Origin of the sequence: Paenibacillus sp. GCM10028914 (genome assembly GCF_042666275.1) — a bacterium.
Lineage (GTDB): Bacteria > Bacillota > Bacilli > Paenibacillales > Paenibacillaceae > Paenibacillus_AQ.
On sequence record NZ_JBHTFO010000012.1, the window covers coordinates 214,910 to 241,177 of the forward strand.

Sequence of the window (26,268 nt, forward strand, 5' to 3'; positions counted from 1 at the left end):
AAATTTCCTCCTTAGCTTTGCTGCTGTGTAGTGCGTCCTCTGAATAATCTGTATAAATGCATAGCCAAGAAACATACTTCAGCTTCAGGAATAGACCTTCCGAGATCTATTTCCATTACTTCGGCGAGGCGCTTAGCCAAACCGTATTCATCCGTAAAGTTAGTTTTGATCTGTTCTTCAAAAGGGTTATCTACTTTGACAGATTGATTTAATATCCGATCCACGGAGAATCGTAAATGCATTAAAAGACGAACATGGTCCATGCTGCCATTCTTAAACGCAATCCCTCGTTCATGTTCAATAATTCCAACAAGGCGTCCCACCATATTGGAAGCTTTGACAAGCTGACCAACTGGAACATGACTTACAGCAGAATACACATGGTATGTTAGAAACCCTACTTCATCCTCCGGAACCTCTATGTCAAAAGTACGGCCTATCATTTCAGCCGCTTTCATGGCTATTTCATACTCTTTCGGAAAACTGATCTTCGTTTCCTCAAGAAATGGATTAATAATATCCATTCCATTACGGATGCGATAAATCGTAAACTGAATGTGACTTGGCAGTGCAAGATATACTTTATCGTTTAGTTTACCCGGAAATTCTTTAGTGATGCTGTTTAAAATCTCATCTGTGATATCAAGCACTTGATCATCAAAATCCTCTAACAAATGATGATGTTGGCTCCATTGTTCACGATCCTCCAACTTAAACAGCTTCTCGATGCGGGGATCATCCGATGTAATCGTTCCGCCAATCTTCGCACCAAAACCGATTCCTTTGCCAAGTATTACATACTCATATTCCTTTTTTCCGCTTTGGACCATAACGACATTGTTACCAATCACCCGGATGACCTTAAACGTTTCCGTCCCGCTCATGTACATCCCCCTTTCTTATTAACTTAAACCGATTTTGGTTGAAGAATTCAATAAAAATAGAAAAGCCAAGGAAGACCTTTATAACAAAGGCTTTCCTTGGCTCATGCCCGTAAACGGTAACACGCCACTCCAATGATGCAAATGCGGTTAATTAAATTAATCATAATGCAAATCAAATCCACCGTCAACCTGGGCCTAACGAAACACCTTCCACTCTCGTACCAGCTTATTCTTCATAGAAAGAAGATACAAGCGATTTACGAATTTACATCTAATAATGATACCCGAATCGCTGCAACCACATCGCCCAATTGTGCAGGTTTACTCATATATCCGCTGGCACCAGCTGCTAAACATTTATCCTTATCTTCCTTCATTGCTTTTGCTGTTAAAACGATAACAGGAAGGGATTCAAACTCTTGATGTTCCCTTATTCTCTTCAATGTCTCGTAGCCATCCATTTCAGGCATCATAATGTCGAGCAGAACTACATCAATATCCGGTTCCGTTTCGAGAATCTCCAAACATTCATAACCATTTTGAGCTGTTAGCACCTTCATCTTGACCTTTTCAAGTGCATTCGTAAGACCATATACATTTCGAATATCATCATCTACAAGCAAGACTGTGCGACCTTCCAGCTGAAGAGATTGATCCCATTCTTGGAAATCATCATCTAGAAGAGAGCTTATGCTCCAACGAGGATGTTTCTCTATCGTTGCTGCAACCTCAGGAACAATGAATAGACTTTCATCCTGGATTGAATTAGCGCGAGAAGGAAGATAGAGTGTAAATCTACTACCTTTTCCTTCCTTACTCTCGACTGTAATATGCCCTCCTAATAATTTTGCAAGCTGCAAAGATATGGACAAGCCGAGACCCGTTCCTCCGAACTTACGCGCTGTTGCCCCATCTCCTTGTCGAAAAGCTTCAAAGATCGGTTTTAAATTCTCTTCTGATATCCCGATACCAGTATCTTCCACCCTAAATGAAATCATTTCTGAGTTCGAGGAATATTCATCACACTTTACGGATTGTATCTTACTAATGGTCAGTTTTACTTTACCCTCGTCAGTAAATTTGATCGCATTGGATAATAAATTACGCAAAATCTGGTGAAGCCGCATACCATCACTATAGATCGTATCTGGAACTGCCGAATCCATTTCAATCTCAAATTTCAAATTTTTATTCTCGGCAGATTTGCTGAAATAACCCATCATCACTTCCGGTAGTTCCGTCAAATTAACCATATCCATATCGACCTGCATTTTTCCGGCTTCAACTTTCGACAAATCTAAAATATCGTTGATTAAATTAAGCAGCTCACTACCTGATTTATGAATCACCGAAGCATAATTTTCTTCTTCTTCGGATAAATTGCCTTGTTTATTTTCCGATAAAATCTGTGACAGAATCAACATGCTATTCAGAGGTGTCCGCAACTCATGTGACATGTTAGCCAGAAACTGAGATTTGTATCTAGAGCTTTGCTCTACCTGCTCCGCATATTTTTCTAATTCTTTTGCCGTAAGCTCGGCAGCGGCTTTTTTGGCCTCCAACCGTTCGTTCAGCAATTGTGTTTCTTCCGCATGTATCTGAAGTTCTTCGGTCTGTGCTTGCAGCTCTTCGGTCTGTGACTGAAGTTCTTCTGACTGGACCTGCAGCTCCTCATTCAAAGCCTGTGATTCACGGTATAACTGCTGAATTTCCATCTTATGAAAGATAGAATTTAATGTAACACCAAGTAATTGAAGAAATTGCTCAAGTAGTTGTACTTTCTCTAAATCAAGTGGTTTGAACATCCCCATCTCGATAACTGCCAGCACTTTACCCTCAAACATAGCTGGTGCTACTACTAAGCTTGAAGGTTCTGCGTCTCCCAATCCAGATTCAATTCGGACATAATTCGGTGGTATATCATCAAACTGAATAGTACGCTTCTCAAGCATGCATTGACCCACAAGTCCCTCTCCAGGTGAGAATCGGTCTCTTACTTTATCCCATGGTTCGCCAATTGGATCTGCAAATGCCGCAGCTTTGACCAACTCCGTGTCATTTCTATTAATAAACAGTGCCGCGTAAGGAACACCCATAACACCGGCTGTTTTATGTATGAAAAAACGAGATAATGTATCCAACCGATCAGCACTTTGAAGTAAAGTTGACATCACCGTTATCTGGTCCTTCATCCAGGTTTGGCGGCTTACATTGTAGAGCAGTTTGTTGGTGTTTTCAGCTAAATCAAAAACCTCATCATGCGTATTTACTTGAATTCGTTTAGACAGATTACCTCCATCGGCTACACCTTCAGCTATATCTGAAATCATATCCGTTACTTTACGTATCGGTTTAACGATACTTTTCGAGATAAACCAAGCAGTCAGAATAGTAGCTAACGCAACGGCGGCCAAAAGTGAATACATACTAATCATAAGATTAGTGTTACTCTTCTTCATCAGTGCAATGCGTTCCGATGTCAGCTCTCTCTCCGTATTACGGAATGTTGTAAATTGATTGTGGATCGTTTTCATCGCTAACTGGCCAGGATCGTCGATAAAAAATTGCAGTGCTTCTTCATCCTGTCCGACTTGCTTCAACCGAACAGCTGGTTGACCAGCGATCTCAATCCATTTTACGATATTACCCTTGATATTCTCTAGATTCTTCACTTGAAGATTATTGTCGATAATTAGTTGATATAAGCTATTATAATTTGTTTCCCATGCCGACAAAGCTTGCTCATACGGTTGTAAATATACTGGATCACCCGTAATGACAAAACCACGCTGGCCTGTCTCGAGCTCTAGCATGTTTTTCTCAATTTCGTGTGTAAGACTATGAACTTCTATATCATGTTTTTCAATAAAGTCAGCTTCTTGTTGGAGTGAAGATAACCGCCCCGAAACGACGAATAGAAACATTCCAAGACAAAATAACACGAGTAAGTAGCCTAGTATAATCTTTGTTCGTATTTTTACTTTTAGGTTGTTAGGCAAGTGGCAACCTCCCTGTGCTATCAATTTTTTCCTTATTATTATAGTAATTGTTATGAAAATACATTACAAGGATAAAGGTGTTTCTACTATCTCTTCGTGACTTTTGTCGTAGGTCATCACACACGGTACCCGAGATAAATCTCTGCCACAGGTTAGATCTTTCCTGAATTACAACAAATCAAGCAGATTACAAAATCATTACGCATACAATAAGACGAACTATTTCATCTATACCGGAAAGGCGGTTATCCAATATGACTTTTTCAGCTTTGAACCGAACTGACGGTCTCTATAACACCACCTTGGTATGGAATTTGCATCAGCATGCAAAAACCTGTTCAACTGGCTCTCAATCAGACCTTACGTCAAATATGATTCCTCTGCTGAGTTCAATGTCCATGACGGAGTATGAAATACAGCGTGGTCAAACCATTCCTTCGCATTGGCATACGGATGCTGATGAACTCTGTTATGTTCTGAACGGCGAATTCACGATTAGCATTACCCGCCCACAGGCAACAACCTCTTTCAACTCTCTCTATCTGACTACAGGGTGTGTTGCTTACATTCCAGCAGGCTGGCTACATGAAATAATTTCACTCCGTGACCAATCAAAGTTGATCTCCATTTACAACAAAGAAAATCCACATTTGATAACGGGTCTTGATGCATTCAACCTTGTAATGGAAAATAATCAACCCTTCGATGCTCAACTTACCCCACAACCTGTGTTCAGTCGTAACATTCCATCCTCAACAGCACATAACGAGCTAAAGCGCTCCTCCTCACCTGCACCTCCATTCTTAAAGATCAGAACTTAAAGGCAGAAACAAAAGCCGCGATTCTCCCTGACGGAAGAATCGCGGCTTTTATGTAAGTAAACTAAAAACACTATGTTAATCGATGTAAAATTGCTGTTCAGGACGTATTTTTTTCTTAAGTATTGCTAGGTCAGCTTCAAGCTTCACAACGATTTCCTCAATCGCAGAAGGATCAATGACTGGGTGCTCCGGTTCAGGACGGATACCAGCTTTCAAATCACGAATCATGATCTGTTGTTCCTGCCATTTATCCATTAGATCGGAAATCGTCGCGTAGAATCGTTCATAATCCTTGATGACATCATCCAGGAATGAATCGACTTCCTCCGCATCGTAACCTCTTAATTTGTTTGTAAACTCTTTTTCATGGATAGACAAAGCGTCCAGTTGAATGCCAAGCTGTCTAAAAAGTTTCTTTTGTTTATCCAATCGGCGTTTCATGTGTTCATCCATTATCGTATACCTCCAAATATTGGTACAGCACCCGCTCTATAGTCCTGCTCCTTTCTTTTTTATATCATATTCGATGGGGTGTTTAAAACCGTCTGTTGATTTTTTGGAGAATGTTCCAAAATCGTTCGAACGACTTGCAATTCTATCAATTGATTGCTTATATGCGGATTCGGGTAAGGAATTTACATAACGTTACTCATCAGGCGTCTAAGAAGGGAGATTAATTTATATGAAACATTTAACGGATCAGCAGCTAAAAGAGCTGAAACATATGCTAACAGAAGAGAAAAAACAGCTCGAGAATCATTTTGAACTTAACGATAAAGGGAATGATATGCAAACAAGTGATTCACTACGTGAATCAACGGGTGAGCTTAGCTCCGCAGATAATCATCCCGCTGATATTGGTACTGAAACGTACGAACGTGAAAGGGATCATGCGATTGATGGTACACTTGATAATCAATTAGAACAAATTCAGAGTGCATTAGATAGAATTGAAGAAGGTACCTATGGGACTTGTGTAGTGTGCAACAAAGAGATTCCATTTGAAAGATTAGAGGCTTTGCCCTACACCTCTTATTGCATCGATCATGCGTCGGATCAGAGTATAAGTGACTACCGTCCAGTTGAAGAAGATGTAATGACACCTCCCCCATCTGGAGCAGGCGTTAACCGCCAAAAAGCGGATGGTCGATTTGATGATGCAGGTGCTTGGGATGCAGTTGAGGAGTATGGCACCGCGACGTCCCCAGCTATGTCAATCGAACCAGGAAAAGATGATTATAAAAAGGACGTATAAGTTTCACGTCCAAAAACAAGACAGAGCGGACACCGAACAATCGATCGGTGCCCGCTCTTTATTTTAATCCATTTCATTACGAATAATGGTCGAAAAAAATTCATAAGATCGATACTCTTTATCCTTCTTTTTCTCTGAGTATTTCTCACTCATCTTCACGACTTCCTTAAAGAAAAGACGTGCCTCTTCGTCTGTCATATAAAGCGTATTATTCGTTATGCTGGCATGTGGCTTATCTGAGTTCTTTACCTGTTTGAAGAAACGCTCTTTATTCTGCTCATATAATTCTGATAGTAATTTATACATTTCAGAGCGCATCAGCTCATCGGCAGAAGGTTCGTAATGTGCATCCTGACGATTGATTTCTATCGTACCTAAGAAGGGCAAATAATACTTAGCGACAATGCCATTAATCTCTTTGGTCGATACAAGATGAACCAAGCCAATCTTCTCCAGCTTCTTCACATGATAGTGAACCTTCGCAGGCACTTCACCCATTTCATCAGCTACTTCTTTTACCGTGGCCGGTCGATCCAGCTTATGAAATATATTTAAAATCTTAAGTCGGTAGGGATCAGAATAAACTTTTATTTCTTCGAGTGTTGACAGTACTTTAGTCTCCACAACCGGACACCTCAATTTCACGATTCAAATAGTATGCTTTTATTATAGGCCGGAAGGGTTGAAAACACAAAGTACTTCTAAATTGCTCGAAAGTTCTTTTTGCCGAAAAGAAATATAACTGGAACAGCTACAAGTAAACCCATGACAAAAAATAAAATAGCTGGAGTACTATTTTGAGCCGCTAACCCAGTTAAAAAGCTCCCCAGCGGCATCGCAGCTGTGCACATCACACCAAGCAACGCACCAATACGACCGAGCATCTCTCTCGGCGTAACTTCCATGAGATACGTAGAAACCGGCGTGCTTGCAACTGTAACGGCAAAACCATTTATAAACATACTAACAACTGCAACTTCCATTCGCATAGCTGGCAAGATCGCCGGCAAACTCATGAGCATGTATCCAGCCACAAGCAGGAGTGTCCCAAATAGAATAAGTGAACTTTTTCGAAACTTCCCCCCGTAATTTCCTAACCATAAACCTCCAAGTATCATACCAATCAGTAATCCGGTTCCAAGCAAGCTCATACCTCCTGCATCACCGCCTAAAATTTCACGAACGTAAACAGGTTGAAGCACATTCAGAGGGGTTAGACAAAAATTAATAAAAGCAGCTAAACAAGTCGTAGTTAGCAGAAGTGAATGCTTCCCTATAAAGGTTAACGCCTCCTTAATATCTCCCAGCACAGATTTAGAGTCGGTCTTCAAATTGTGAGAATCTTGTTTATTCGCATCAGGACTTTCGTCACTTTCCGGATTCGAAATGAAGGCAATGATGATCGCGGAGATAAGAAATGTTAATGCATCAATTGCTATAGTACCGGCCATTCCTAAGAGAGCTATAAGTGCTCCAGCTATAGAAATACCTATCAGTTCAGCCGTTCTACTCATCGATGAAGCGAATGAATTACCTGTAAGCAATTTCTCCTTAGGAAGCAGTCTTGGGATTAATGACACTTCTGCTGGACGTGAGAAGCACTCCAAAGTGGAGTTCATGAATGTAATCACAAATAAATGCCAAACCTGAAGTTGGTCCATTGCATATAAAATCGCCGTAATAGTTACAAAGATAGCTCGCCCTGTATACGTAAGTACGAGGACAAGCTTCTTGGACCACCGATCCACAAAAACGCCTGTAAACATACTGAAAATTAACCCCGGAAGATAGTTAAAGGCAAAAAGCGAACCCATCAGCAGTTCCGAGCCTGTTAAAGTGTATGCCAACCAGCTGTATGCGATTGAGTCTACCGAATCTCCGAATCTGGATATCACCTGAGCAAGCATATACATCATGTATGAACGAACCTTGATGAGCCCTCGAAATCCTTGTTTTTCACTAACCGCCGCCGTTTGCATGTCATTTCCCCTATTCATTAAAATTTCTATATCGTTAAAATATTTTTAACGTTAATTTTATTTTAACGATATTCCATTATATTGCAATAGGCAAAAAAAAATAAACCGCTTAAGAAGAGCGGTTTATTGAAGTTTACAACTCATTATTTTATTTTCAATAAATCATATCTTAGGTCTGACCGATTACAACTCGCTTCGAAGTGCGTACTGATTCGAGACATGCATCAATTACACGCATATTGTACATTGCATCCTCAGGGCTAAACGGTAGAGGAACACCATCCATAACTGCTGCTGCCATTGCATCCACCTGAAGTGCAAAGTGATTATGAGCACCAAGACGTTCTTCACGGGTACCTTTAGCAGTGTGAATTAATATCTGGGCTTGATCCTCCATTCGTTCCCAACCAAATGCTGATGGCAATTCGATCCTTCCCTCACTCCCGGAAATCTCCAAGGAACATTTCGAATATGTCCACATTCCGCATTCAAAGGTCAACCCTAACCCATGATCAAATTCAAGCAGCCCATGTGCCATCATATCCACATTATCATGCTCAGCAGAGTAGGACGCATATGCCGTAATGGCGCACGGTTCTTGGCCATAGATCATCCGTGCCGCTGAAATGGGATAACACCCGACGTCATAGATCGAACCTCCACCCATTTCCTTGCTATAACGGACATTCCCTTTATCCGCAGCAAAGTTAGAGGTAAAGCTTCCATGTATACTACGGATTTCACCAATTTCACCATTGTCAATCAGCTCTCGCACACGTGCATGCTTCGGATGATATCGATACATAAAGGCTTCGGCAAATACAACCTTGTGCTCCCGTGCCGCATCAACCATTTGACGTACATCCACTTCACTAAGCGCAGCAGGCTTTTCACATAAGACATGCTTTCCAGCTTTGATAGCTTTGATAGTCCAGGGTTTATGCAAATGATTAGGGAGCGGTATATAGACTGCGTCTATCTCAGGATCATCGAGCAATTCTTCATAGGATCCATAATACGTTTGAATGTTAAATTGTTTGGCAACTTCTGCGGCCTTCTCCTTATTTCGGCTCGCAATGGCGGCTACCTCACAGCGTTCTGATTTTATGATGCCAGGTATCATAGAATTCCTTGCTATTCTCGCTGTCCCCATAATACCAAAGCGTAGTTTGTTGCCCATGAAGTAACTCCTCCTTTGATCTCCTCAATAATTATCTATTACCGCTTTATTGAGTATCCCTAAACAGCGATCGAGATCATTTTTCACTTGTTTCTTATAAAGTTCAGCCTTTTCCGCACCCTCATCGGTAAAATGATATAGGACGATCTCCTGAAAGTCGACTTTAGGATCATTCCCCTTCAACTGCTTCGTCCGATAGAAAACACCTTCCTGTACCAGTTCATGAAGTGCGCGGTAAATTTCACTTTGCGGAGGAGAGTAGCCATACTTCTTAAATTCTTGTCGCATTTCTTCCAGCATCTGATAACCGTATCCGCGTTGCTGCTCAACCATCGTAATTAGATAAACTTTAATAAATGCCCTTTGAGCGATCATAAAAGCCATACTACCGCCCCCTTCCTTAGAATCTTGATTTCACTATATATACCATTATAAACCACGGCTTTCATTTTGCATAAAAGGGGGTAGACTCGCTTTTTTCACATTCTTGAAGTGAATAGGTACGTTGATAGTATGATGATGAAATGAATGAGGAGGAACGCTGATTTATTTGTTTATTGTTATGAATTTTTCATATGTTGAAATTATTATATATGGGATGTGTTATTCGCTAATTACAAAAAAACCGCCCATAGGCGGTTAAGGTTGTTACATCTGTGCTGTTGTATTCGATTCGCGCTTGGTTGTAGCCTGTTTCAGGCTGCGCCCTCCGGGCACGCCTGTCAACCATTTGCCAAACGGCAGTAATGAAAATAATCGTGCTCCTAAATAAGCTAATAATACACTAATCACCCAAGAAGAAGTTATTCGGATCCATGAAGGTGCCCCGATTAACATACTTTCATCCACGACATAGCTAATTCGAAGTGTCAACAAATGCATAAGGTATGCACCAAACGAATATAGTCCAATCGATGATAAAAGCACGTTTAGTCTCCGGCCTCCTTTGAGACAAATCCATCTCGCAACATCATACATTGCGAATATTGAGCTAATAAGAAACACTGCCATCCATGGACTAAGTAGTGACAGCGAATAAAATGTAATTCGTTCTCCTTCAGCCAATCGAATTTCTTGTATTCCTTTCAAGAGAAGGAAACCAAACATGAAGCAGAATAAAGTCCAATAGAGAGGTCTAGCACGCGAAATCCATGTGGTCCACACTTGGGGATTCATTCCAGCAGCGGCCCCTAAAATAAAGTAAAATGAGAAATAAAGTGCATTTCGATCTGCATATGTCGTAAACAAATCACTCCATACTGGGATCTGAAGATTTCCCATCCATCGACCAATGTCTGATATATTAGCCGTCATTACAATAAACAGAATTCCTACTGCAACGAGCAGTAATATGTTCATTCGAGGTTTAAGACGTTTAACGATTCCTTGGATCAACGAACGGTAAACTGGATACAGAAGATAGAATTGAAATAGCATAATAATATACCATAGATGCGTACTTGCCTTTCCGGTAATAAGCATGCGTCCAAGATCAGTCCATCCCTCCAGGGATCCGAATTGAATGCTATGATTTATTACAACATGGATAATGGTCCATATCGCAAATGGGATATATATATCACTTATTCGTTTTTTGATAAAGATACCGTATTGGAATCGATCTGAATCATTATAAAAAAGAACCATCCCTGTAATAAAAATAAAAACAGGTACCGCAAATTTAGATGCCATAAGAAGAACAGCCATCAGTATGCCATCATTCATTGTCATTCCAGATGCCACTGAATAATGGGCAATGGAGTGCTGTAAAACGACAGCCAAGAACGCCAAACCCCGAAGGCGTTCAATTTCTAGTATTCTCTCCTTACGCATTCTCTCTCCCCATTCTTAATAAACTATCCTCTATTATATTATAGCGTTCTAGAAAGTGGACAGACCATCCGTTATTTAGTATAAAACAACGTTTTATCGGGACTAAGCGGACTCAGTTTCCGTTATTTACTCAAAACACACCTGATTTTTTACTGATTGTAAGTATTAGCGGATTCTCTGTCCTCTTACGTTCTAAAAGTGACATTTTTACAGAAATAACGGAACGTCAGTCCGCAAACAAATCAGGTTTCCTCCATAACCGCAATATGCTATTCATAATCGACAAAGGAGCTCAATTACCACTTTTGAACTGTGATAATTGAGCTCCTTTGTCTAACTATTGGGAATGTTCACATTTGTACGAACACTTATGAGACATCCTCCCGTACTTCACCATTATTCTAACAACGAACGAAATTACAAAATCGTACCACGCGGCGGTAGGTCATTATCTATTCTACCTTCGTAGCTACCATATCTGTCTGCATTTAAGGATCGATGCGTACGGAAAATATCATAAATATCGACATCCTGTCTGCCCGCTTCTACAAGAACAAGAATACGACCTTGTTCAACATAAGATTCATACTCTTTTGCTTCGTCTTCCGGAATACCAAGACCGATCAATCCACCAACCAGACCGCCAGCTCCAGCCCCGACAGCTGCACCAGCTAAAGTAGCCGCTATAGGCCCAGCAGCGAGGATCGGACCTACTCCTGGAATGGCTAATGCTCCGATTCCAGCCAATAATCCCGCTACCCCGCCGAGCACACCTCCCGTTGCTGCGCCTGTTGCCACACCTTCTGGCGCCTTTGTTCCTGTTTCACCTGTTACCGTTTCAACATCTCGATCATCTTTGGCAATAATGGAAATAGCATCAGTAGGAACTCCTCTGCGTTGCAACTCCGTGATCGCTTGAGACGCTTCCTGATCGGTTTCGAATACACCTACTATTTTCTTTTCCATGATAATTCCTCCTACAATCGTTATGAGATACCCCTCATTACCCGGTTCATAGGAGATCCAAACCTTACATCTTTGCACGTGTCCGATTTGTAGGTACAGCCTCTAGTGGATTATCCGGCCAATAATGTTTGGGATAACGTCCCTTTAAATCTTTTTTCACTTCGAAATACCCATTACTCCAGAAGCTGGACAAATCGGATGTAACCTGGACCGGTCTTTGCGCTGGGGAGAGCAGGTGAATGGTTAAAGCTACTCTTCCACCTGCAATACGTGGCGTTTCTGGAAGACCGAACATTTCTTGCAGTCGGACAGCCAAGAAAGGCTGGGAGGGATCCTGATAATTGATTGGAATGGAGGAACCGCTCGGCACTTTAATATGCGTCGGTGCCTCCTTATGCAGCAGCTGACGCTGTTCCCAGGATAATAAATTCTCAAGCATCGCAGCTATGTTCAGTTTTTGTAAAGATTGACGGTTACGAGAACCTTCAAGATAAGGCTCTAGCCACTCTTCAAGCTGGTTCAGAAGCGCTTCATCCGAAACGTCCGGCCATTCCGGGTAATGAAGCTTCATAAACAATAAACGCTGTCTCATTTGAATTGCTTGTTTCGTCCATGAAAGAAGTGATAAACCTTCCCTGCGGATTCCTTCCAAGACTGCTGACGTTAACTCTTCCGTCTGAGGTTGATCATAGAACTGTTCTTTTACGACAATGGCTCCAAACATATGCTTGATACGTGCCCGTACAGCCCCAGCCGATGAATCCCAAACAACTTCTTTTACATTAGCAATATCTTCTCCATAATAACGCCAAATCAAAGAATCATCGAAGGAGGATGCTAATTGAACACTTCCTTCTGCACCTTTATCATCCACAGCCGCAACAACGATATATTCTGCCCTGCTTAAAGGCTGTACCTTTTTCAATACAACCCCTCGTCCACTACGTAACAGGAAGCTACCACCGCCACGGTTCTTAGCAATTCGATCTGGATATGCAAAAGAAAGAAGCAAGCCGCAAGTCTGTAAATCATACTGTGTATTTCTACTTATCCCCAGCTGATGACACAGAGTATGAATCTCATGGATTATACGCTTTATAGTACCTTCTTTCCCCTCCATTCCACTTGATTTATACCGTCCCTGCTCCATAAACTGTAAACGTTCTACTCTAGTCCGTATATCGCAATCAAGAGCTGCCTCTGATCCGCCCATAAGATCTCTTTCTTGAAGAAGTACTGCAAGCCTGCATGCTAGAGCCCCTTGTCCATCTTCCGTTCCTTTAAGTAACATATGAGCAAGTCTCGGATGCATTCCTAGCTCAGACATCTGTCGCCCATGATTGGTTACAGTGCCATCATGATCTATCGCCCCCAACTGACGGAGCAGCTCACGCCCCTGTTCAAAAGCAGCTGAAGGAGGTGTATCAAGCCAAGATAATTCCTGTGGATCTCTCACACCCCAAACTGCTAGTTCAAGCGCAAGCGATGTAAGGTCAGTTTGCCGGATATCCGGTATATTCATCTCAGGCAGATACGAGTGCTCCATCTCACTCCAGAGCCGATAGCATACACCTGGCGCAAGTCTCCCAGCTCTTCCCCGCCGCTGATCTGCTGATGCCTTGGAGACCCTTTTTGTAATGAGCTGTGGTAGTCCAGTGCTTGGTGAGAATACTTCCGAACGCATTAAACCACAGTCCACAACAATCCGAATCCCTTCAATGGTCAGACTCGTCTCAGCAATCGAGGTCGCTAGTACTATCTTTCGTTTTCCTTCTTCAGCAGGATGTATTGCCTCATCTTGTTTTTCTGCTGAAAGCTGCCCATAAAGCTCATGTATGACGATATTCTCTTGCAAACCAAGCCCAGAACGTGTTAGTTCCTGAGCAGTTCTACGAATTTCAGCTACTCCCGGTAAGAAGACTAAAATATCACCTTCTTCTTCCAGAAGTGCACGTCTAATTACACTAGAACAAGCTTGCTCCAATCGCTGAGATCCGGCAGGTACATAAATGGTCTCAACGGGAAAACTTCTCCCCGTACAGTGAATAACAGGAGCATTGTCCAAGAGAGCAGCGACTGGTTCTGCATCCAGCGTTGCTGACATAATCAGCAGTTTTAAATCCTCCCTAAATACAGATTGAGACTCAAGTACAAGTGCAAGCCCCGTATCTGCATGAATACTTCGCTCATGAAATTCATCAAATATTATCATCGCTACATTCGATAACTCTGGATCGTTTTGCAGCATTCGGGTAAGAATCCCTTCAGTAACAACCTCTATAACCGTCTCTTCGCTTACTCTGGTTTCCATTCTGACGCGGTATCCGATAGTTTTACCAACAGGTTCTCCAATTGAGGCAGCCATATAAGATGCCGCTGAGCGAGCTGCTATCCTTCTAGGCTCAAGCATGATTATTTTCTTCCCTTTGAGCCACGGCTGATCTAAAAGAGCAAGTGGGGTTTGAGTTGTTTTTCCCGCTCCGGGCTCTGCGATTAGTACAACCGAATTGTGCTTACAGAACGTTTCCTTTATTAACGGTAAAACTTGAAGAATAGGGAGCTTATTGTTATTCATATTTTTATCCATATTTCTATTCCTGTCATGTAGATTTCTTATTCAATATTTACTTTAAGTTAATCAAAAGCGCCTGCAAGCCTACCGTCTAGATTCAGGTACGCGCAGACGCTTGTTTGTTCTTCACATCATGAATACGTAATAGAGTACCCTACGATCCACTGAACTCAATCAGTCAATCGCTCTTTAATCTGCACCTCATATTGTTGAAATGCTCCACTTGTTCCCAGCCCTCGCTGTTCCAGCAGTAACTGAAGACGCAATCTTTTCTCGTTCAGGAGCTTCTGGTTCTGTTCTTTCTCGCTAGCATTACTGCATGCATGTATTAAGTCATATAATCGGACACATTCTTTGTGAAGGACAATTTCCTCAGGTATATACCCGGAGTTTTTCAGCAGACGATATGACATGCGCAGGTCCTCCGGAATATGAGACAGATCATCTATAGGCAAAGGCTTGCCCGCATAAGGTGTATGATCAAGCTCACCATTTCGGATAGCTTCCTCAATCTTCTGTTCAGCCAAACGGGAAAATATGCTCAAGGGAAGGCCTCCTCCTAATACATTCGTTATGTCTATCATAAAGGAATCAGCGTTCAAAAGAAAATATTGTTCATTAAAAAAGACCGTTCCAAGTGAACGGTCTTTGGATAACGACAAATTACCGAAGTAGGGATTCAGCTCCATCGATAAAAATTTGTGAACCCGTGATATGTCGTGATTCATCCGATGCTAGAAATGCTACCAGATCAGCAACCTCATCCGCTGTACCAGGACCATCTTCAAGCGGCTGGCCACCTTCCGGATATTCAATTGGAATCACAATATCCTCTAAATTCCCTTGTTTATCCGTGCTTTGATCAATATTCGTTGAAATGGCTCCTGGACAAATAACGTTTACTCGAATTTTGAACTTGGCGAGCTCGAGTGCTGCCATTTTGGCAAAGGCCACTTGTCCAGCCTTCGTTGTACTATAGGCAATCATACCAAAACCTGTGAACACTCGGGTACCATTTACAGAACTTGTGATGATAATGCTGCCTTGTCCTCTTTTTTTCAAGTGAGGAATTGCGTATTTGACGGTCAGGAAAGTCCCGTTCAAATTAATATTCAACGTCTTCTCCCAATCCTCCAGCTTCAATTCTTCAATGGGAGCGAGAACCCCGTTTATTCCTGCATTCGCAAACACAATGTCGATTCCCCCGAATATTTCAACAGCTTCGAGCACCGCTCTTTCAATGCGATCAGGATTAGAAGTATCCACGTCAAAAGCCCGGGCACAGCCTTCACGGATTCCATTAAGCTCCTCTTCTACTTCTTTAGTACGTGTATCCTTTAAATCAAATAGAGCGACATTAGCGCCTTCCCTAGCAAGCTTTAACGCTGCAGCTTTACCGATCCCGGAACCTGCACCTGTAATAATTGCTGTTCTCCCAGAAAATCGGTTGTCTCTGTTACTCATTAATACGCATCTCCTTTTCCGTCACATTGTGAGTCTGTCTGTCACAAGATTACCCAAAAGGAAGAGGATTATAATCACTTGTATCATTTTTTCGAATAAACCAAAGAAGATCACCCGAGTAATTACTCAAAGTGACCTTCTGTAACATTTTTATATAAATAAAAAGTTATTATAACCTATGCGTTACCACATAATTTCAAGAAAGGAAGCATCATCTTCCAAGCCTCCTGTATGAAGTGCATTCATCAACACCTGTACTTCATCGTCGGGCACGATTTGCGAAATCGGATCCAAATCATTTAAGCCATCACTATACATAAGCAGACGGTAACCAGAAAGATTATCAAATCTGCATTGATAAACATGCGGTTTCCCTCCCACGGATCCATTCCGTGTAGACCAACGTTCAGCTGTCCGAAAATGATCTCCAAATCGATGTGAGAGTTCCTTATGGTCGTGAAATAATCGGAGTCGGGAGTCACCTTGCCAGGCAAGCCACAGTTTACCTTTTCGCTGAAAACGGTTGGGAAGCTCAATTCTTCCGCATATGTACATGCTCTCACTGCCAAGCCGCTGTTTCTCCAACAGAACTTCCTTTAGAAGTTGAGGTGTATTATCTTCCACACGATATAAATCAGCCTCTTGAGTGGATGCCACAGTTAGTTCATGCAATTTATGTTCTAGGTGGTGTGCCGAAAGCTCGTTACCCTGCCTCAGCCATGCAAGCAAGTTGCTGCCTAAAAACTTTGATGCAAAATCCCCTCTGTAGCTCAATCCAACACCATCGCAAAGGACAAAACTGCATATACCGCCATCCACAGCAAATCCCATATAATCTTGCCCCTTCTCGGATTGCATTACGGTTTCAGCCGCTCTTCCATACGCATACCTGCACTTAAAACCCTGGTGAACGCTGGAAATGGGCTGCTCTCCCGACTGCTTGCTCTCATAAAAATAAGAAGGAGATGATTTCAATCTGTCATATTCTCTCGACTCATGACCCGCATTCAAACATCTCATATGCTCTACCTGACCGGTGTTGCGGCCGACATCTGAAACCCGATTGATACTAGTTCAGCACATGTTCCAGGCAGCATCATCAATGCTCCAGGGCTTAACTGGTAATCGGCTTCGACCAACATCTCACGGTAACTTTCCGGTAATACAGATGACATCATTTTTAATTTATGGGCATGTTCATCTTCAAGTGTTGTTTCGGAGAGAATACCCTTCCAACGTCTGGGCTCACTCACTGGTTTACTCATTAAATGATCAGAGATAAAAATATTCTCAACCAGCACATTCCCATCCGGCACACTCATATTCATAATTCTCCTAGCTATAGGCTCTGGATCTTCCCCTGTTGCAACGCCATCTGTCATATGACATACAAGAGGTGCGGGGCAATCTTGCATATTAGGTATTTCAGTCTGCAATATTTTCTCCGCTTGAAGAAAAGCCTTCGCTGAATCGGAAAAACGCTTTGGGGTAAGATCAGGCAGCGTCCCTACTGCTGCAATTTCATCAATCCCCTTTATCCCGTTTAACAAGTCGAACACATCGTCACTATATGCTAATATCGCAATACGATATCGGGGAGTAAGACGGTTTCCTTTGGTCGAGCGAAAGACCATCTGCCGAATAGCAAGTGAAAGAGCATCATAGACAACATCAATCCGCCTGCGTCCTTCCATCAACATATTCATGGATGCACTAATGTCAATCAGATAGATTATGAGCGCTGGCGTACGCTGTGAAGCTTGTATTGTGTAATTCACATGAAACACCCCTGCATTTTCGTTATGTCAAATATTCGGCAGCCAATAACTGCTGTTATCAATAAATTTATTTATGCTTTTTGCTCGCGTGCTCATATGACCAACGTTGTTGTAATAAGAAGCATCCTTATTATACAAATTCGCAAAACTTCTAGCATAGTTCTTCGCTCGATCCGTATTGCCGGCAATCTGAGCGTTATAGGCCCTGTCATAAAATGCGATGAGTTGCACTACATTCTGAGCACGTTGTTTTTTTAATTGCTGAGCTTTCGCTGCTTCTTTCTCAGCCTGTGCTTTACGTGCTGCTTCTTTCTGGGCTTGTGCTTTACGTGCCGCTTCCTGTCTCGCCGCTTCTGCTGCTGCAGCAGCAGCCTCACGCTTCTTCTTCTCCTCTACTTCTGCCAAATATGCTTCATATTTGGCTTGCTTCTCATACTTCTCCTGAAGCTGTGCTTTTTCAGCGGCAAGCTTAGCTTTCTTAGCTTCTTCAGCTTTAGCAGCGGCTTCCGCCTTTTTGCGGTCTTCCTCCTGCTTAGCTTTATCTAATCGAGCTTGTTCTTGCTGACGAGCTACTTCTGCCGCTTTTTCTTCAGCCTCTTTCTTTAGGCGGGCTTCTTCCGCCTCTTGAGCTTCTTTAGCAGCGACGAGCTGAGCTGCTTCCCTGCTTTCGGCTTTATCGGCTAAAATCTGATTTACCGTAATTGCGGATCCTGCCAGAATAGCAATGACAGCTGCTGACGTAATCATAAACTTTTTAGAACTTATTAACGCCCTCCAGCCATGCTTCCCTGTAGCCGGTGGATATAGCTTCTGTTCCAGTTCCTGAATTGCAGCCGCTAACTCCACTTCCAGAGGACTGTCTTTCTTAACAAAATGGTAAGCAGAGCGGAAGATTTCCAATGCTCCAAGTAGGTTGCCCGCACTTTCAAGATCTCGAGCTTGATGGAATAAACGACCGACCACATTTTCATTAACTTCTCGGTTGCCTGGAGTAATACCTAGGAGCCCATCATCAGTTTCAGGCCCCTTAGACGGGAGCGGAGCTGCCTTCGTTTCAGATCCTGCGGCAGACAATACTGCTGCATCTGTATTGTCGGTTTCCTCTTCTTTTATCTCTTCCTCGGACATCGTCGAAAGAACAACCAGCCATTCCCCAAAAGTAGGGCAGCTACTCAAATCCTGACTGTCCCAAGCCCTGCTGAACAGATCTGACAACCCTGTTCCCCATCGGTTACTTAAAGATTTTTTAAGTAAGAAATATCGTTCACAAGGTGTTTGCATCTCATGCTGATCAAAGAAACTTTCACCCCAAGCCTTAGATACGATCAATTGGTCGCTCCAGCCTAGCATCTCAGCAATAATTACAGCCCCTGCAAAACGATCCGCATATGCACTCCATAAACCACTGTGTACCGTACGGTGAGCTGCATAGCCCGGTGACCCTGCCAGAAGCACATCAGGACGATCCATCTTAGGACTATAGATCTGTTCCACGTCTACAAGTTCTACGGCTGCAGAACCTTCAGGAAGCTTCACTTCCGAAAAAAACGGAAGCATGACGTTTGGTGCAGACAAATCGCAGTGGGCCAATCCACGCTGCTCCATACTCGAACCGATCGCAGCCAGAGCTTTTGCCAACATAAGGCTTTCGCCTCGACCGAGAGTACGTTGATCGCTAACGACATCGAACCACGTAAACCCATGAATCCATGGCATTAGAACGGCATAAAGAAGGTCCGGGTATTCTGCAATCAAATCTCCGTTTCTTTCGGGAGTAAGCACATCACGACTGCACACTTTCAATCCGGGAACTTCCCGGTAATTAGCCATATGTTCTGATTGATAAACCATCGCGGGGATCCTAAACTTTGGGAAAAACACTTTTAAGGCTTTCGCCTCATGTATCTCTCCATTTTTCGGAAGCAATTGATATACAATTCCCTGCCTTCCCGCTTGAGCATAAGCTAGACCTGGGGCGGCAGGGTGCTGTCCCACTGTATAGGCCGTTCCGTTTATGATAATTTCATCGCCCGGATTCGGCTGATAAGTCATGAACATCCCCCTCTCTCATGGAATCAGGATTATTATAGTAAATTTGTATAAGTCATCTAAGATTGCAAGAAAACCGGGAGTCAGATTGAACACCCGGTTTCCTAGTCTATGAACTTATTATATAGCAAAATAGCCCAATTAGAAATTAACGAGATTCGTCTGCCATGCGGAATTTTTGTGCGATAGCTTTAAGTTCCATGCTGATGCTGTCAAGCGTTTGAACGAAAGAATTCATCAAGCGGCTGGCTTCCTGGAACTCCTGAAAGAAGCGTTGCTTCGTCATACCGTCCCATTGACCTTCCATACCATTTACAGATTGAGTCAAGCTGTTAACGATTTGTTGACTCTGTTCACCGCTTTGTTTAAATTGATTTGCTACTTGTTCAACTTGTTCCGGCGTAATTAAAATGCGACCTGCCATGTATGTACCCTCCTTTGGTTTATCGGTTCTGATTTTCATTTGTTATGTTAGCCGAAGATGGAAGTATTTTCAAAATGTCCTCAGACCTAATTTCCAATTACCCCCAACGACCCAGTGTGAAACTGGGTCTTGTTCTTTATTTTGGAGTTAGTTAGCGATACTCAAGCTTGATGGATCGGTAAAGGTCCATCCTTGGCCATTTAGAGCAGCCTCCTTGACGGAAGAAATGCCGTCTTCACTGCTCATGCCAACTGCAGCTGCTGCTGAACTTGGGTTCGAAATGACAGATCCCGAAGTGCCGGATTCCGGTAAGATAGAGTTAACCCCTTCATGCTTCGAGGCAGCAAACAAAGCTGTAGGAGACACGCCGCCTATCATTGCATGTTCAAGAATCGTACGATATTGATGATCAACCTCCTGAAATTGATCGGCTTTCGTTTGTAAATGCTTGCCCATTTGTGACAATAGAGCTCCCAAATGCTCACCAAGCTTCTGAGCTGACTGCCATTCATCAATTACCGCCGCTTTCATTGATGTTTCCCAAACGAGCGAACTAATCGCCTGATTAAGTTGATTAGTTATAGTTAAAAACTGTTCGCTGGATTGCTGAAACTGACGGCTTAATGCCCGGAGTAACTCCGGTTCGACAGATATACGCATAGGTCCTCACCTTTCATACGGGCTCCTCTACTGTTTCAGCCACATGAGAAGCATATGATGAAACTGCTCCTTTGTTGCAGGTGCTGCGGTCAGCCAATCCTGATCGCCTTGAAGACTCATTCGCAGCAGCCAGTTCATGGAATCATTCACAATAAACGCTGCATTTTGACTCTCCCAGTTATACCCGTTCCATTTTGACAGCTGAAGTTCCCCTGAAGAAACCCTATTTTTCAAACATTTTGCCAGTGCAATTGAACCTTCGACATCGTCGGTCAACTTTGCCAATCTGTCGCTGATCTCATCACTGTTCATATCCGAAGCACAAGTATAAATATCTGAAAATTCTTTACGGCTAAGCAGCAGGGCAGGAATTTCACCTAGTGACTGTTCACTAAGAGCTAGATCTTCCACCAGCTTATTGCATGTATTTTCAATCGATCCAAGTTCACTAAGCATATAACAACGACCATTGTCATCACATTTACGAACTTGTACTACTTGTTCTTCTGTTACATGTAGATATCCTTCAAATGCTTTTTCATTGTTCTCATATTTCAACCAACAGGCACGCTCTGCGAGGCCAGCTATCGCCACACGCGAGAATACTTCAGGCGGAATTGACAATTCTCCACTCTCTTCACGTATTAGATAGCTTTTCTCAAGAAGTGAAACTTTCGATGCTTCCCATTCATTTGCGATCTCCTCCGTTAAATATCCACTGAAAGGATCTTCAACCCCGAGCAGACGATCTGAACCGAGAATGCCAGCCAAAAAGAAAAACTCTTTTTCATTTAGTGTTACGGTGTCCTGTTTGGAAGCTTGAATCGTCAACATTATGAGCCACCTCCCCTCAAACTACAACATGCCATCGGTCACGAATTTCTGTGATCCATTTTTGGGCGTTCCATTGCTCATCGTACGGAACTGCTACTTTAATTCTGGAAAACTTCCGTTTAACGTAGTACCCTTGACCTGGCGGTAATATTTTTAGTCCTCCTGGACTATTTGTGGATTCCGAAAAAGGGATTCTAAAGAACGATAAATCATTAGAATCTAGCGTGCCAAATAAAAATCCAGATTGTGACGCTTTGACGTCAGTAAACCAATCTACACCATATGTTGGAAAATCAGCTGGCACACCAGAAAGCACAACATGCACTTTACGGTCCCTACCGAGCCGCACAATTGAAGACAATTGTTCCTTTATCGTAAAATCATTTAGCTGCTTACTCATCACATCTGCATCATCAATCAACAAAAGAATCGCAGGATCATCACTCTCTTTTGTACGACTTTGTACTTTTTCGTATATTTCTGAAATGAACGGAGCCATATCCTCTTCATTCTCAGCGTAACCTTTTACATGTGGCAGATGACTTAATCTACTGAGTCCACTGCTTCCATATCTTGTATCAACCGTATATATTTCTAATTCATCTGGCGACGAATGATATGCAAGTGACAACATCCAACTCAGAAGAAATGCGGTTTTCCCGCCTTCCATCGGACTTGCTACGATAAAATGGGGCCCTTCCTGCAGATTAACTAAGAACGGTGCCAGATCATCTGTTGAGAGTCCAATGGGAACCTGGTACCTTGCGGATCTGCTAATGTGTTCATATGGCTGATCCATTTTTAGAAGTTCAGACAAAGCAATTTTCTCCGGCAGCGGATCGATAGAAGCAGCGACCTCACCACTCCAGGTGCCTTTCATTTGAGCAATCAAACGGCGCAATTCAGACGAGCGTTGCCCTTCATCCTGCCCTGAGGCCGATAAAGCTGTCTGAAATTCGAGCGGCGGAACTTGACCTTTGATAAGCCCTCTTCCTGGTGGGAGCTGGCTTGGGGCTCGAGAAGGACGTCCTACAGCGTAATAATAGTCTGCAGGATCCGCAAGTTCAAAAGATACCGCTTGGGATATATTGCTTCGAACTTTTTCAAACATATCCGAAATTCGGTTAGCCGAAATTACAAAAGTCATGCCCAAGCTTCCTACTTCACGAAGCAGATACTCAAGCATATCATTCTCGTCCGGATATGTATTCCGAAAATTGAGATATCCATCAATAACAATCAACAATTGAGGAACATGAAGAGACATTGCTCGACGATAGGCGGCAATGGTCTTCACGCCCGCGTCAGCAATGAGATCTTTTCTTGAACCAGCTGTTTTCGTTAAAAATCGGAATAAACGTTTGATACGATCCTCTTCCTCAGCAGTCATAACACTACCGATATGCGGTAAACCAGAAAAATCGCGCATCATTCGTCCCATATCGATTATATATCCATGCCATTGATCAGGGGTATGCTGTCTCGCTAGTGACATTAGAAGCGTCTGAATAAAGGTTGTTTTCCCTAATCCCGGCATACCATACACTGCAAAGTGTCCCTGTTCCATATTCAATATAAGTGGTCTCTGAGATTGGTTTGGCAAATCATCAACCAATCCCACATGAGCAATAAGGGGTACTTCTCCAAACGTAGACACCGAAGAATCCTCAGTCGAAGATAGAACGTCATCTAAATCTAAAATATCTGGTAATGGCGGAAGCCAAGGTCCTTGCAATCTCTCGATCCCTTCTTCTTGTGCAATTTTCGAGACTCGGTCGATAAATACTTGTAGTTGCTTTGGAACCTCATCATGATGAACTCCTAAATCGTTCACACGGGCAAGCATCGGTTCTTGCTTTCCGTTTAATCGTACTTCCCGGATGTCAATCAAACCTTCAGTATCTTGCTCTTCTATATAAGGAGCTCCGCTCCAAGCAAACTGCATTTCTTCAAATACCTCGTCGCTTCCGACCTGAAAATAACCGCGACCAGGCTTATTAATCCATGCTGCATTGGGGATCTTCAGCATATCACGGCTGTCTCCCTCACTTTGAACACGCAAACAAATTCGGAAACGTGAGTTACTCCAAATCTTGTCATCGACCACACCTGCAGGCTTTTGAGTAGCCAATATTAAGTGTACTCCGAGAGTACGTCCAATGGCAGCAATACTAATCAACTCATCCATGAACTCTGGCTGATCCTTTTTAAGTTGTGCAAACTCATCAATGATAATAACTAGATGCGGAAGCGGTTTGGCAGGGCGATTTCTAAGAACTTTATAATATTCGTCAATATGCTGCAGATTTCCTGCATCATTTAATATTTTTTGACGACGAACCAATTCTGCCTTTAATGAAATCTTAGCTCTCTCGATCAGGTTGTTATCCAAGTTTGTAATCGTACCTACAACATGCGGTAAATGAAGGAATGTATTGGACATGCCTCCACCCTTATAGTCAATCAGCATGAATGCTAGATCGTGAGGATGATACTCTGCAGCAAGAGAAGCGACGATAGATTGAATAACTTCACTTTTGCCCGATCCAGTCGTACCGGCTATTAATCCATGCGGCCCGTGACCATGACGTTCAATCTTATCATGCAGATTCAAATTTATCTTCTTGTTCCCTGCTCTAACACCCATCGGAACAGGCAAAGTATCAGGGTACCGATTCTTCTGCCAACGTCCTTTGACATCCAGTTCTGAAATATTGTCTATATCCATCATCTCAAACAAGGTAAGTACCGCAGGAATATCTGAAGCGGATGAACGTTTAAGACGAATTGGTGCCATATAACGAGTCAACGCTTCCATCTGTTCACGACTAATGCAGTCGTTCTTAAACACCTGTTGTAAAGCGGATCCATTCTTTTTAATTGTATAAGTCGATTGCTCTCTCTCCACCTCAACAATTAGCTGGCAATGCATCGGCAGATTCTCTTTGCGATCTGACAATATAATCGTGACCGCGTCTACCGCTTCACCATCTTCAAGCAGAAGTGGCAAAAGAGGTTCTTCCTCAATCAACTGACTGCTCGACAAAACAACAATATAAGCCGGTATTTCAATCGATTTACTGCCGTAATTCGAGTTATTGTTCTTACGACGGTACAATTGCATAAAAATTTCATCAGCAAGCTGATGGGCACTGCTGCGTCGATCAGCTAAATATCTGGAAGTACGATCATCATCCCATGTATGAGGAAGCCAGCGCAGCCATTCCCATTCATGGGCTTCCTTTTCTTCATAAAACGCAGCTATTTTCACTTCATCAGGAGAGTGACGGACAGCCGTTTGAGTCATCATCACGCGTAATGTATTTAAAACATTCTCTCTTCCCCCAACGACACCGATAACTTTAGATTCAAATAGAGGAAGTGTAATTGAAGCATCATCAACTGTTTGAAAATCATCAGCAAGCTCTTGCGCTGCTTCAATTAGTGGATCTTTCTCGTATCCGTCAGCTCTGGGTGCCCGCACTTGTACATGAAACTTTACCATTCCCTTACCTACTCGAACATCAAGAAAATCAGTCTCTTCCGGTGACCTTTCCCATAGAGAGCTGCTTCGGTTCTTCACGATCTGAAAACACACATCAGGATCTCCGTGGATCTCATACATGATTTCCACTTGATTATGCTGGCGTTCTTTCAATTCCTCACGGTGTAAATCAAGCTGAGTTCGATATTTAAGGTTTCGCTCTGCTAGTTTTTGTTTATACACTTTCTTATTGCTTAAATACATAAAGAAGGGCAAAGTATAGGAGGTCAACATCATAAAAATGGACAGCATTTGAAACATCATGAAGACGTTTTGGCCCATTTTGCCACTTATATTCAAATAGACGTAAAAGCTAATCGTAACTACCGTCATGATAATCGGAATGATAATCGAAATCATTGAAAATGAAGGTTTATTAGGTTCAGAAGGGGGTCTAAGTATCTCCATCTCTTCTATTTGTAAAGCTGGTTTTATCCGTGGCGAACGTTGATACAAGACGTTCATCTTGGCCCTCCCCTTTTATACTAAACATCAAGTGAAATTCACTATGTATTTGATTTTCATAGAAACCAATAGACTACTTACCCACTTCTATGTCTCTTGAAACAATATTCTTCGTCCATAGACTGGAGCTTCTTCTGTCGTTGTTGAGAAAGCACGCTGCAATCTGATATATGATCCTTCTCTTATCCCTGCCTCAACAATTCCCGCTCCCTCTTTCACCGTAAACCACAAACCTTCAGGAAATTTTGCTTCCAATATATATTGTACTCCTGGACTGGACGGTTCATTAAAGAGTCGTATTCCAAGCAACTCATTCAACCGGGTAACCGAACAGTCGTCCGGAACTTCAATGTCAAACCAATCGCCTTCATTGCGACCGCAAATCACTGTAATAATCATATTACCTTTCCTGCCCTTCTAAATATCGTAATGGTAGAGTATTCCCTATGAAAGAGCCGAACACCTATAGCATATGATTGAAAAATAGTTACAGTATTGTAACTGTATCACTACCAAGTCTATCCTGTCAATTTGTGTCATAATACCTATTTCCTATTCTAT

General features: G+C 42.5%; 22 protein-coding genes. 2 read left to right on the top strand and 20 right to left on the bottom strand.

What is annotated here, in order from left to right; translation table 11 throughout:
• Positions 1-11 precede the first annotated feature (11 nt).
• Together ACFQV5_RS11195 and ACFQV5_RS11200 are read right to left on the bottom strand one after the other, a co-directional pair.
• Positions 12-884 (bottom strand): PRD domain-containing protein, encoded by an 873-nt coding sequence (locus tag ACFQV5_RS11195; protein ID WP_379246683.1) that lies wholly within the window; start codon positions 882-884, stop codon positions 12-14.
• 257 nt (positions 885-1,141) lie between these two features.
• Positions 1,142-3,883, bottom strand: a complete 2,742-nt coding sequence (locus tag ACFQV5_RS11200) for an ATP-binding protein (RefSeq protein WP_379246685.1) — start codon at positions 3,881-3,883, stop codon at positions 1,142-1,144.
• Positions 3,884-4,137: 254 nt separating this feature from the next.
• Here ACFQV5_RS11200 and ACFQV5_RS11205 point away from each other — a divergent pair, with 254 nt between their 5' ends.
• Entirely contained in the window at positions 4,138-4,704 is a 567-nt protein-coding gene (locus ACFQV5_RS11205; RefSeq protein ID WP_379246687.1) for a cupin domain-containing protein, read from the top strand.
• Between the two features lie 75 nt (positions 4,705-4,779).
• On the opposite strand, the gene ACFQV5_RS11210 is transcribed toward ACFQV5_RS11205, so the two are convergent.
• On the bottom strand, positions 4,780-5,157 hold the full coding sequence (locus tag ACFQV5_RS11210; RefSeq protein WP_379246689.1) for a DivIVA domain-containing protein: 378 nt from the start codon (positions 5,155-5,157) through the stop codon (positions 4,780-4,782).
• 229 nt (positions 5,158-5,386) lie between these two features.
• Here ACFQV5_RS11210 and ACFQV5_RS11215 point away from each other — a divergent pair, with 229 nt between their 5' ends.
• A complete protein-coding gene (locus ACFQV5_RS11215; protein ID WP_379246691.1) occupies positions 5,387-5,959 on the top strand; it encodes a TraR/DksA C4-type zinc finger protein in 573 nt (190 codons plus the stop codon).
• 63 nt (positions 5,960-6,022) lie between these two features.
• Here the strand turns inward: ACFQV5_RS11215 and ACFQV5_RS11220 are convergent, their stop codons facing one another.
• The 17 genes from ACFQV5_RS11220 to ACFQV5_RS11300 form a co-directional block, all read right to left on the bottom strand.
• Positions 6,023-6,583, bottom strand: a complete 561-nt coding sequence (locus ACFQV5_RS11220; RefSeq protein WP_379246693.1) for a helix-turn-helix domain-containing protein — start codon at positions 6,581-6,583, stop codon at positions 6,023-6,025.
• Between the two features lie 77 nt (positions 6,584-6,660).
• Positions 6,661-7,938, bottom strand: a complete 1,278-nt coding sequence (locus ACFQV5_RS11225) for an MFS transporter (RefSeq protein ID WP_379246695.1) — start codon at positions 7,936-7,938, stop codon at positions 6,661-6,663.
• 169 nt (positions 7,939-8,107) lie between these two features.
• A complete protein-coding gene (locus ACFQV5_RS11230; RefSeq protein WP_379246697.1) occupies positions 8,108-9,118 on the bottom strand; it encodes a Gfo/Idh/MocA family protein in 1,011 nt (336 codons plus the stop codon).
• 24 nt (positions 9,119-9,142) lie between these two features.
• Positions 9,143-9,502 (bottom strand): replication termination protein, encoded by a 360-nt coding sequence (locus ACFQV5_RS11235; protein WP_379246699.1) that lies wholly within the window; start codon positions 9,500-9,502, stop codon positions 9,143-9,145.
• A 264-nt stretch (positions 9,503-9,766) separates the two neighbouring features.
• Positions 9,767-10,951, bottom strand: coding sequence for an acyltransferase (locus tag ACFQV5_RS11240; RefSeq protein ID WP_379246701.1), 1,185 nt, complete (start codon positions 10,949-10,951; stop codon positions 9,767-9,769).
• Between the two features lie 417 nt (positions 10,952-11,368).
• A complete protein-coding gene (locus ACFQV5_RS11245) occupies positions 11,369-11,917 on the bottom strand; it encodes a general stress protein (protein WP_379246703.1) in 549 nt (182 codons plus the stop codon).
• 64 nt (positions 11,918-11,981) lie between these two features.
• Entirely contained in the window at positions 11,982-14,492 is a 2,511-nt protein-coding gene (gene hrpB / locus ACFQV5_RS11250; protein WP_379247005.1) for an ATP-dependent helicase HrpB, read from the bottom strand.
• A 167-nt stretch (positions 14,493-14,659) separates the two neighbouring features.
• Positions 14,660-15,034: a DnaJ family domain-containing protein gene (locus ACFQV5_RS11255; protein WP_379246705.1), complete on the bottom strand. Its 375-nt coding sequence runs from the start codon at positions 15,032-15,034 to the stop codon at positions 14,660-14,662.
• 118 nt (positions 15,035-15,152) lie between these two features.
• The gene (locus ACFQV5_RS11260; RefSeq protein WP_379246707.1) at positions 15,153-15,953 is read right to left on the bottom strand and encodes an SDR family oxidoreductase; all 801 of its coding nucleotides are present in this window, start codon (positions 15,951-15,953) and stop codon (positions 15,153-15,155) included.
• A gap of 183 nt (positions 15,954-16,136) precedes the next feature.
• A complete protein-coding gene (locus tag ACFQV5_RS11265) occupies positions 16,137-16,973 on the bottom strand; it encodes a hypothetical protein (RefSeq protein ID WP_379246709.1) in 837 nt (278 codons plus the stop codon).
• Between the two features lie 5 nt (positions 16,974-16,978).
• Positions 16,979-17,731, bottom strand: a complete 753-nt coding sequence (locus ACFQV5_RS11270) for a vWA domain-containing protein (protein ID WP_379246711.1) — start codon at positions 17,729-17,731, stop codon at positions 16,979-16,981.
• 27 nt (positions 17,732-17,758) lie between these two features.
• Positions 17,759-19,783 (bottom strand): serine/threonine-protein kinase, encoded by a 2,025-nt coding sequence (locus tag ACFQV5_RS11275; RefSeq protein WP_379246713.1) that lies wholly within the window; start codon positions 19,781-19,783, stop codon positions 17,759-17,761.
• Positions 19,784-19,928: 145 nt separating this feature from the next.
• Positions 19,929-20,204 (bottom strand): WXG100 family type VII secretion target, encoded by a 276-nt coding sequence (locus ACFQV5_RS11280; RefSeq protein ID WP_379246715.1) that lies wholly within the window; start codon positions 20,202-20,204, stop codon positions 19,929-19,931.
• A 147-nt stretch (positions 20,205-20,351) separates the two neighbouring features.
• Positions 20,352-20,864: a WXG100 family type VII secretion target gene (locus tag ACFQV5_RS11285; RefSeq protein WP_379246717.1), complete on the bottom strand. Its 513-nt coding sequence runs from the start codon at positions 20,862-20,864 to the stop codon at positions 20,352-20,354.
• Positions 20,865-20,891: 27 nt separating this feature from the next.
• Positions 20,892-21,698: a hypothetical protein gene (locus tag ACFQV5_RS11290; RefSeq protein ID WP_379246719.1), complete on the bottom strand. Its 807-nt coding sequence runs from the start codon at positions 21,696-21,698 to the stop codon at positions 20,892-20,894.
• A 16-nt stretch (positions 21,699-21,714) separates the two neighbouring features.
• A complete protein-coding gene (essC, locus tag ACFQV5_RS11295; RefSeq protein ID WP_379246721.1) occupies positions 21,715-25,707 on the bottom strand; it encodes a type VII secretion protein EssC in 3,993 nt (1,330 codons plus the stop codon).
• Between the two features lie 87 nt (positions 25,708-25,794).
• Complete coding sequence (locus ACFQV5_RS11300) at positions 25,795-26,106, bottom strand: hypothetical protein (RefSeq protein WP_379246723.1); 312 nt, start codon at positions 26,104-26,106, stop codon at positions 25,795-25,797.
• Positions 26,107-26,268 lie beyond the last annotated feature (162 nt).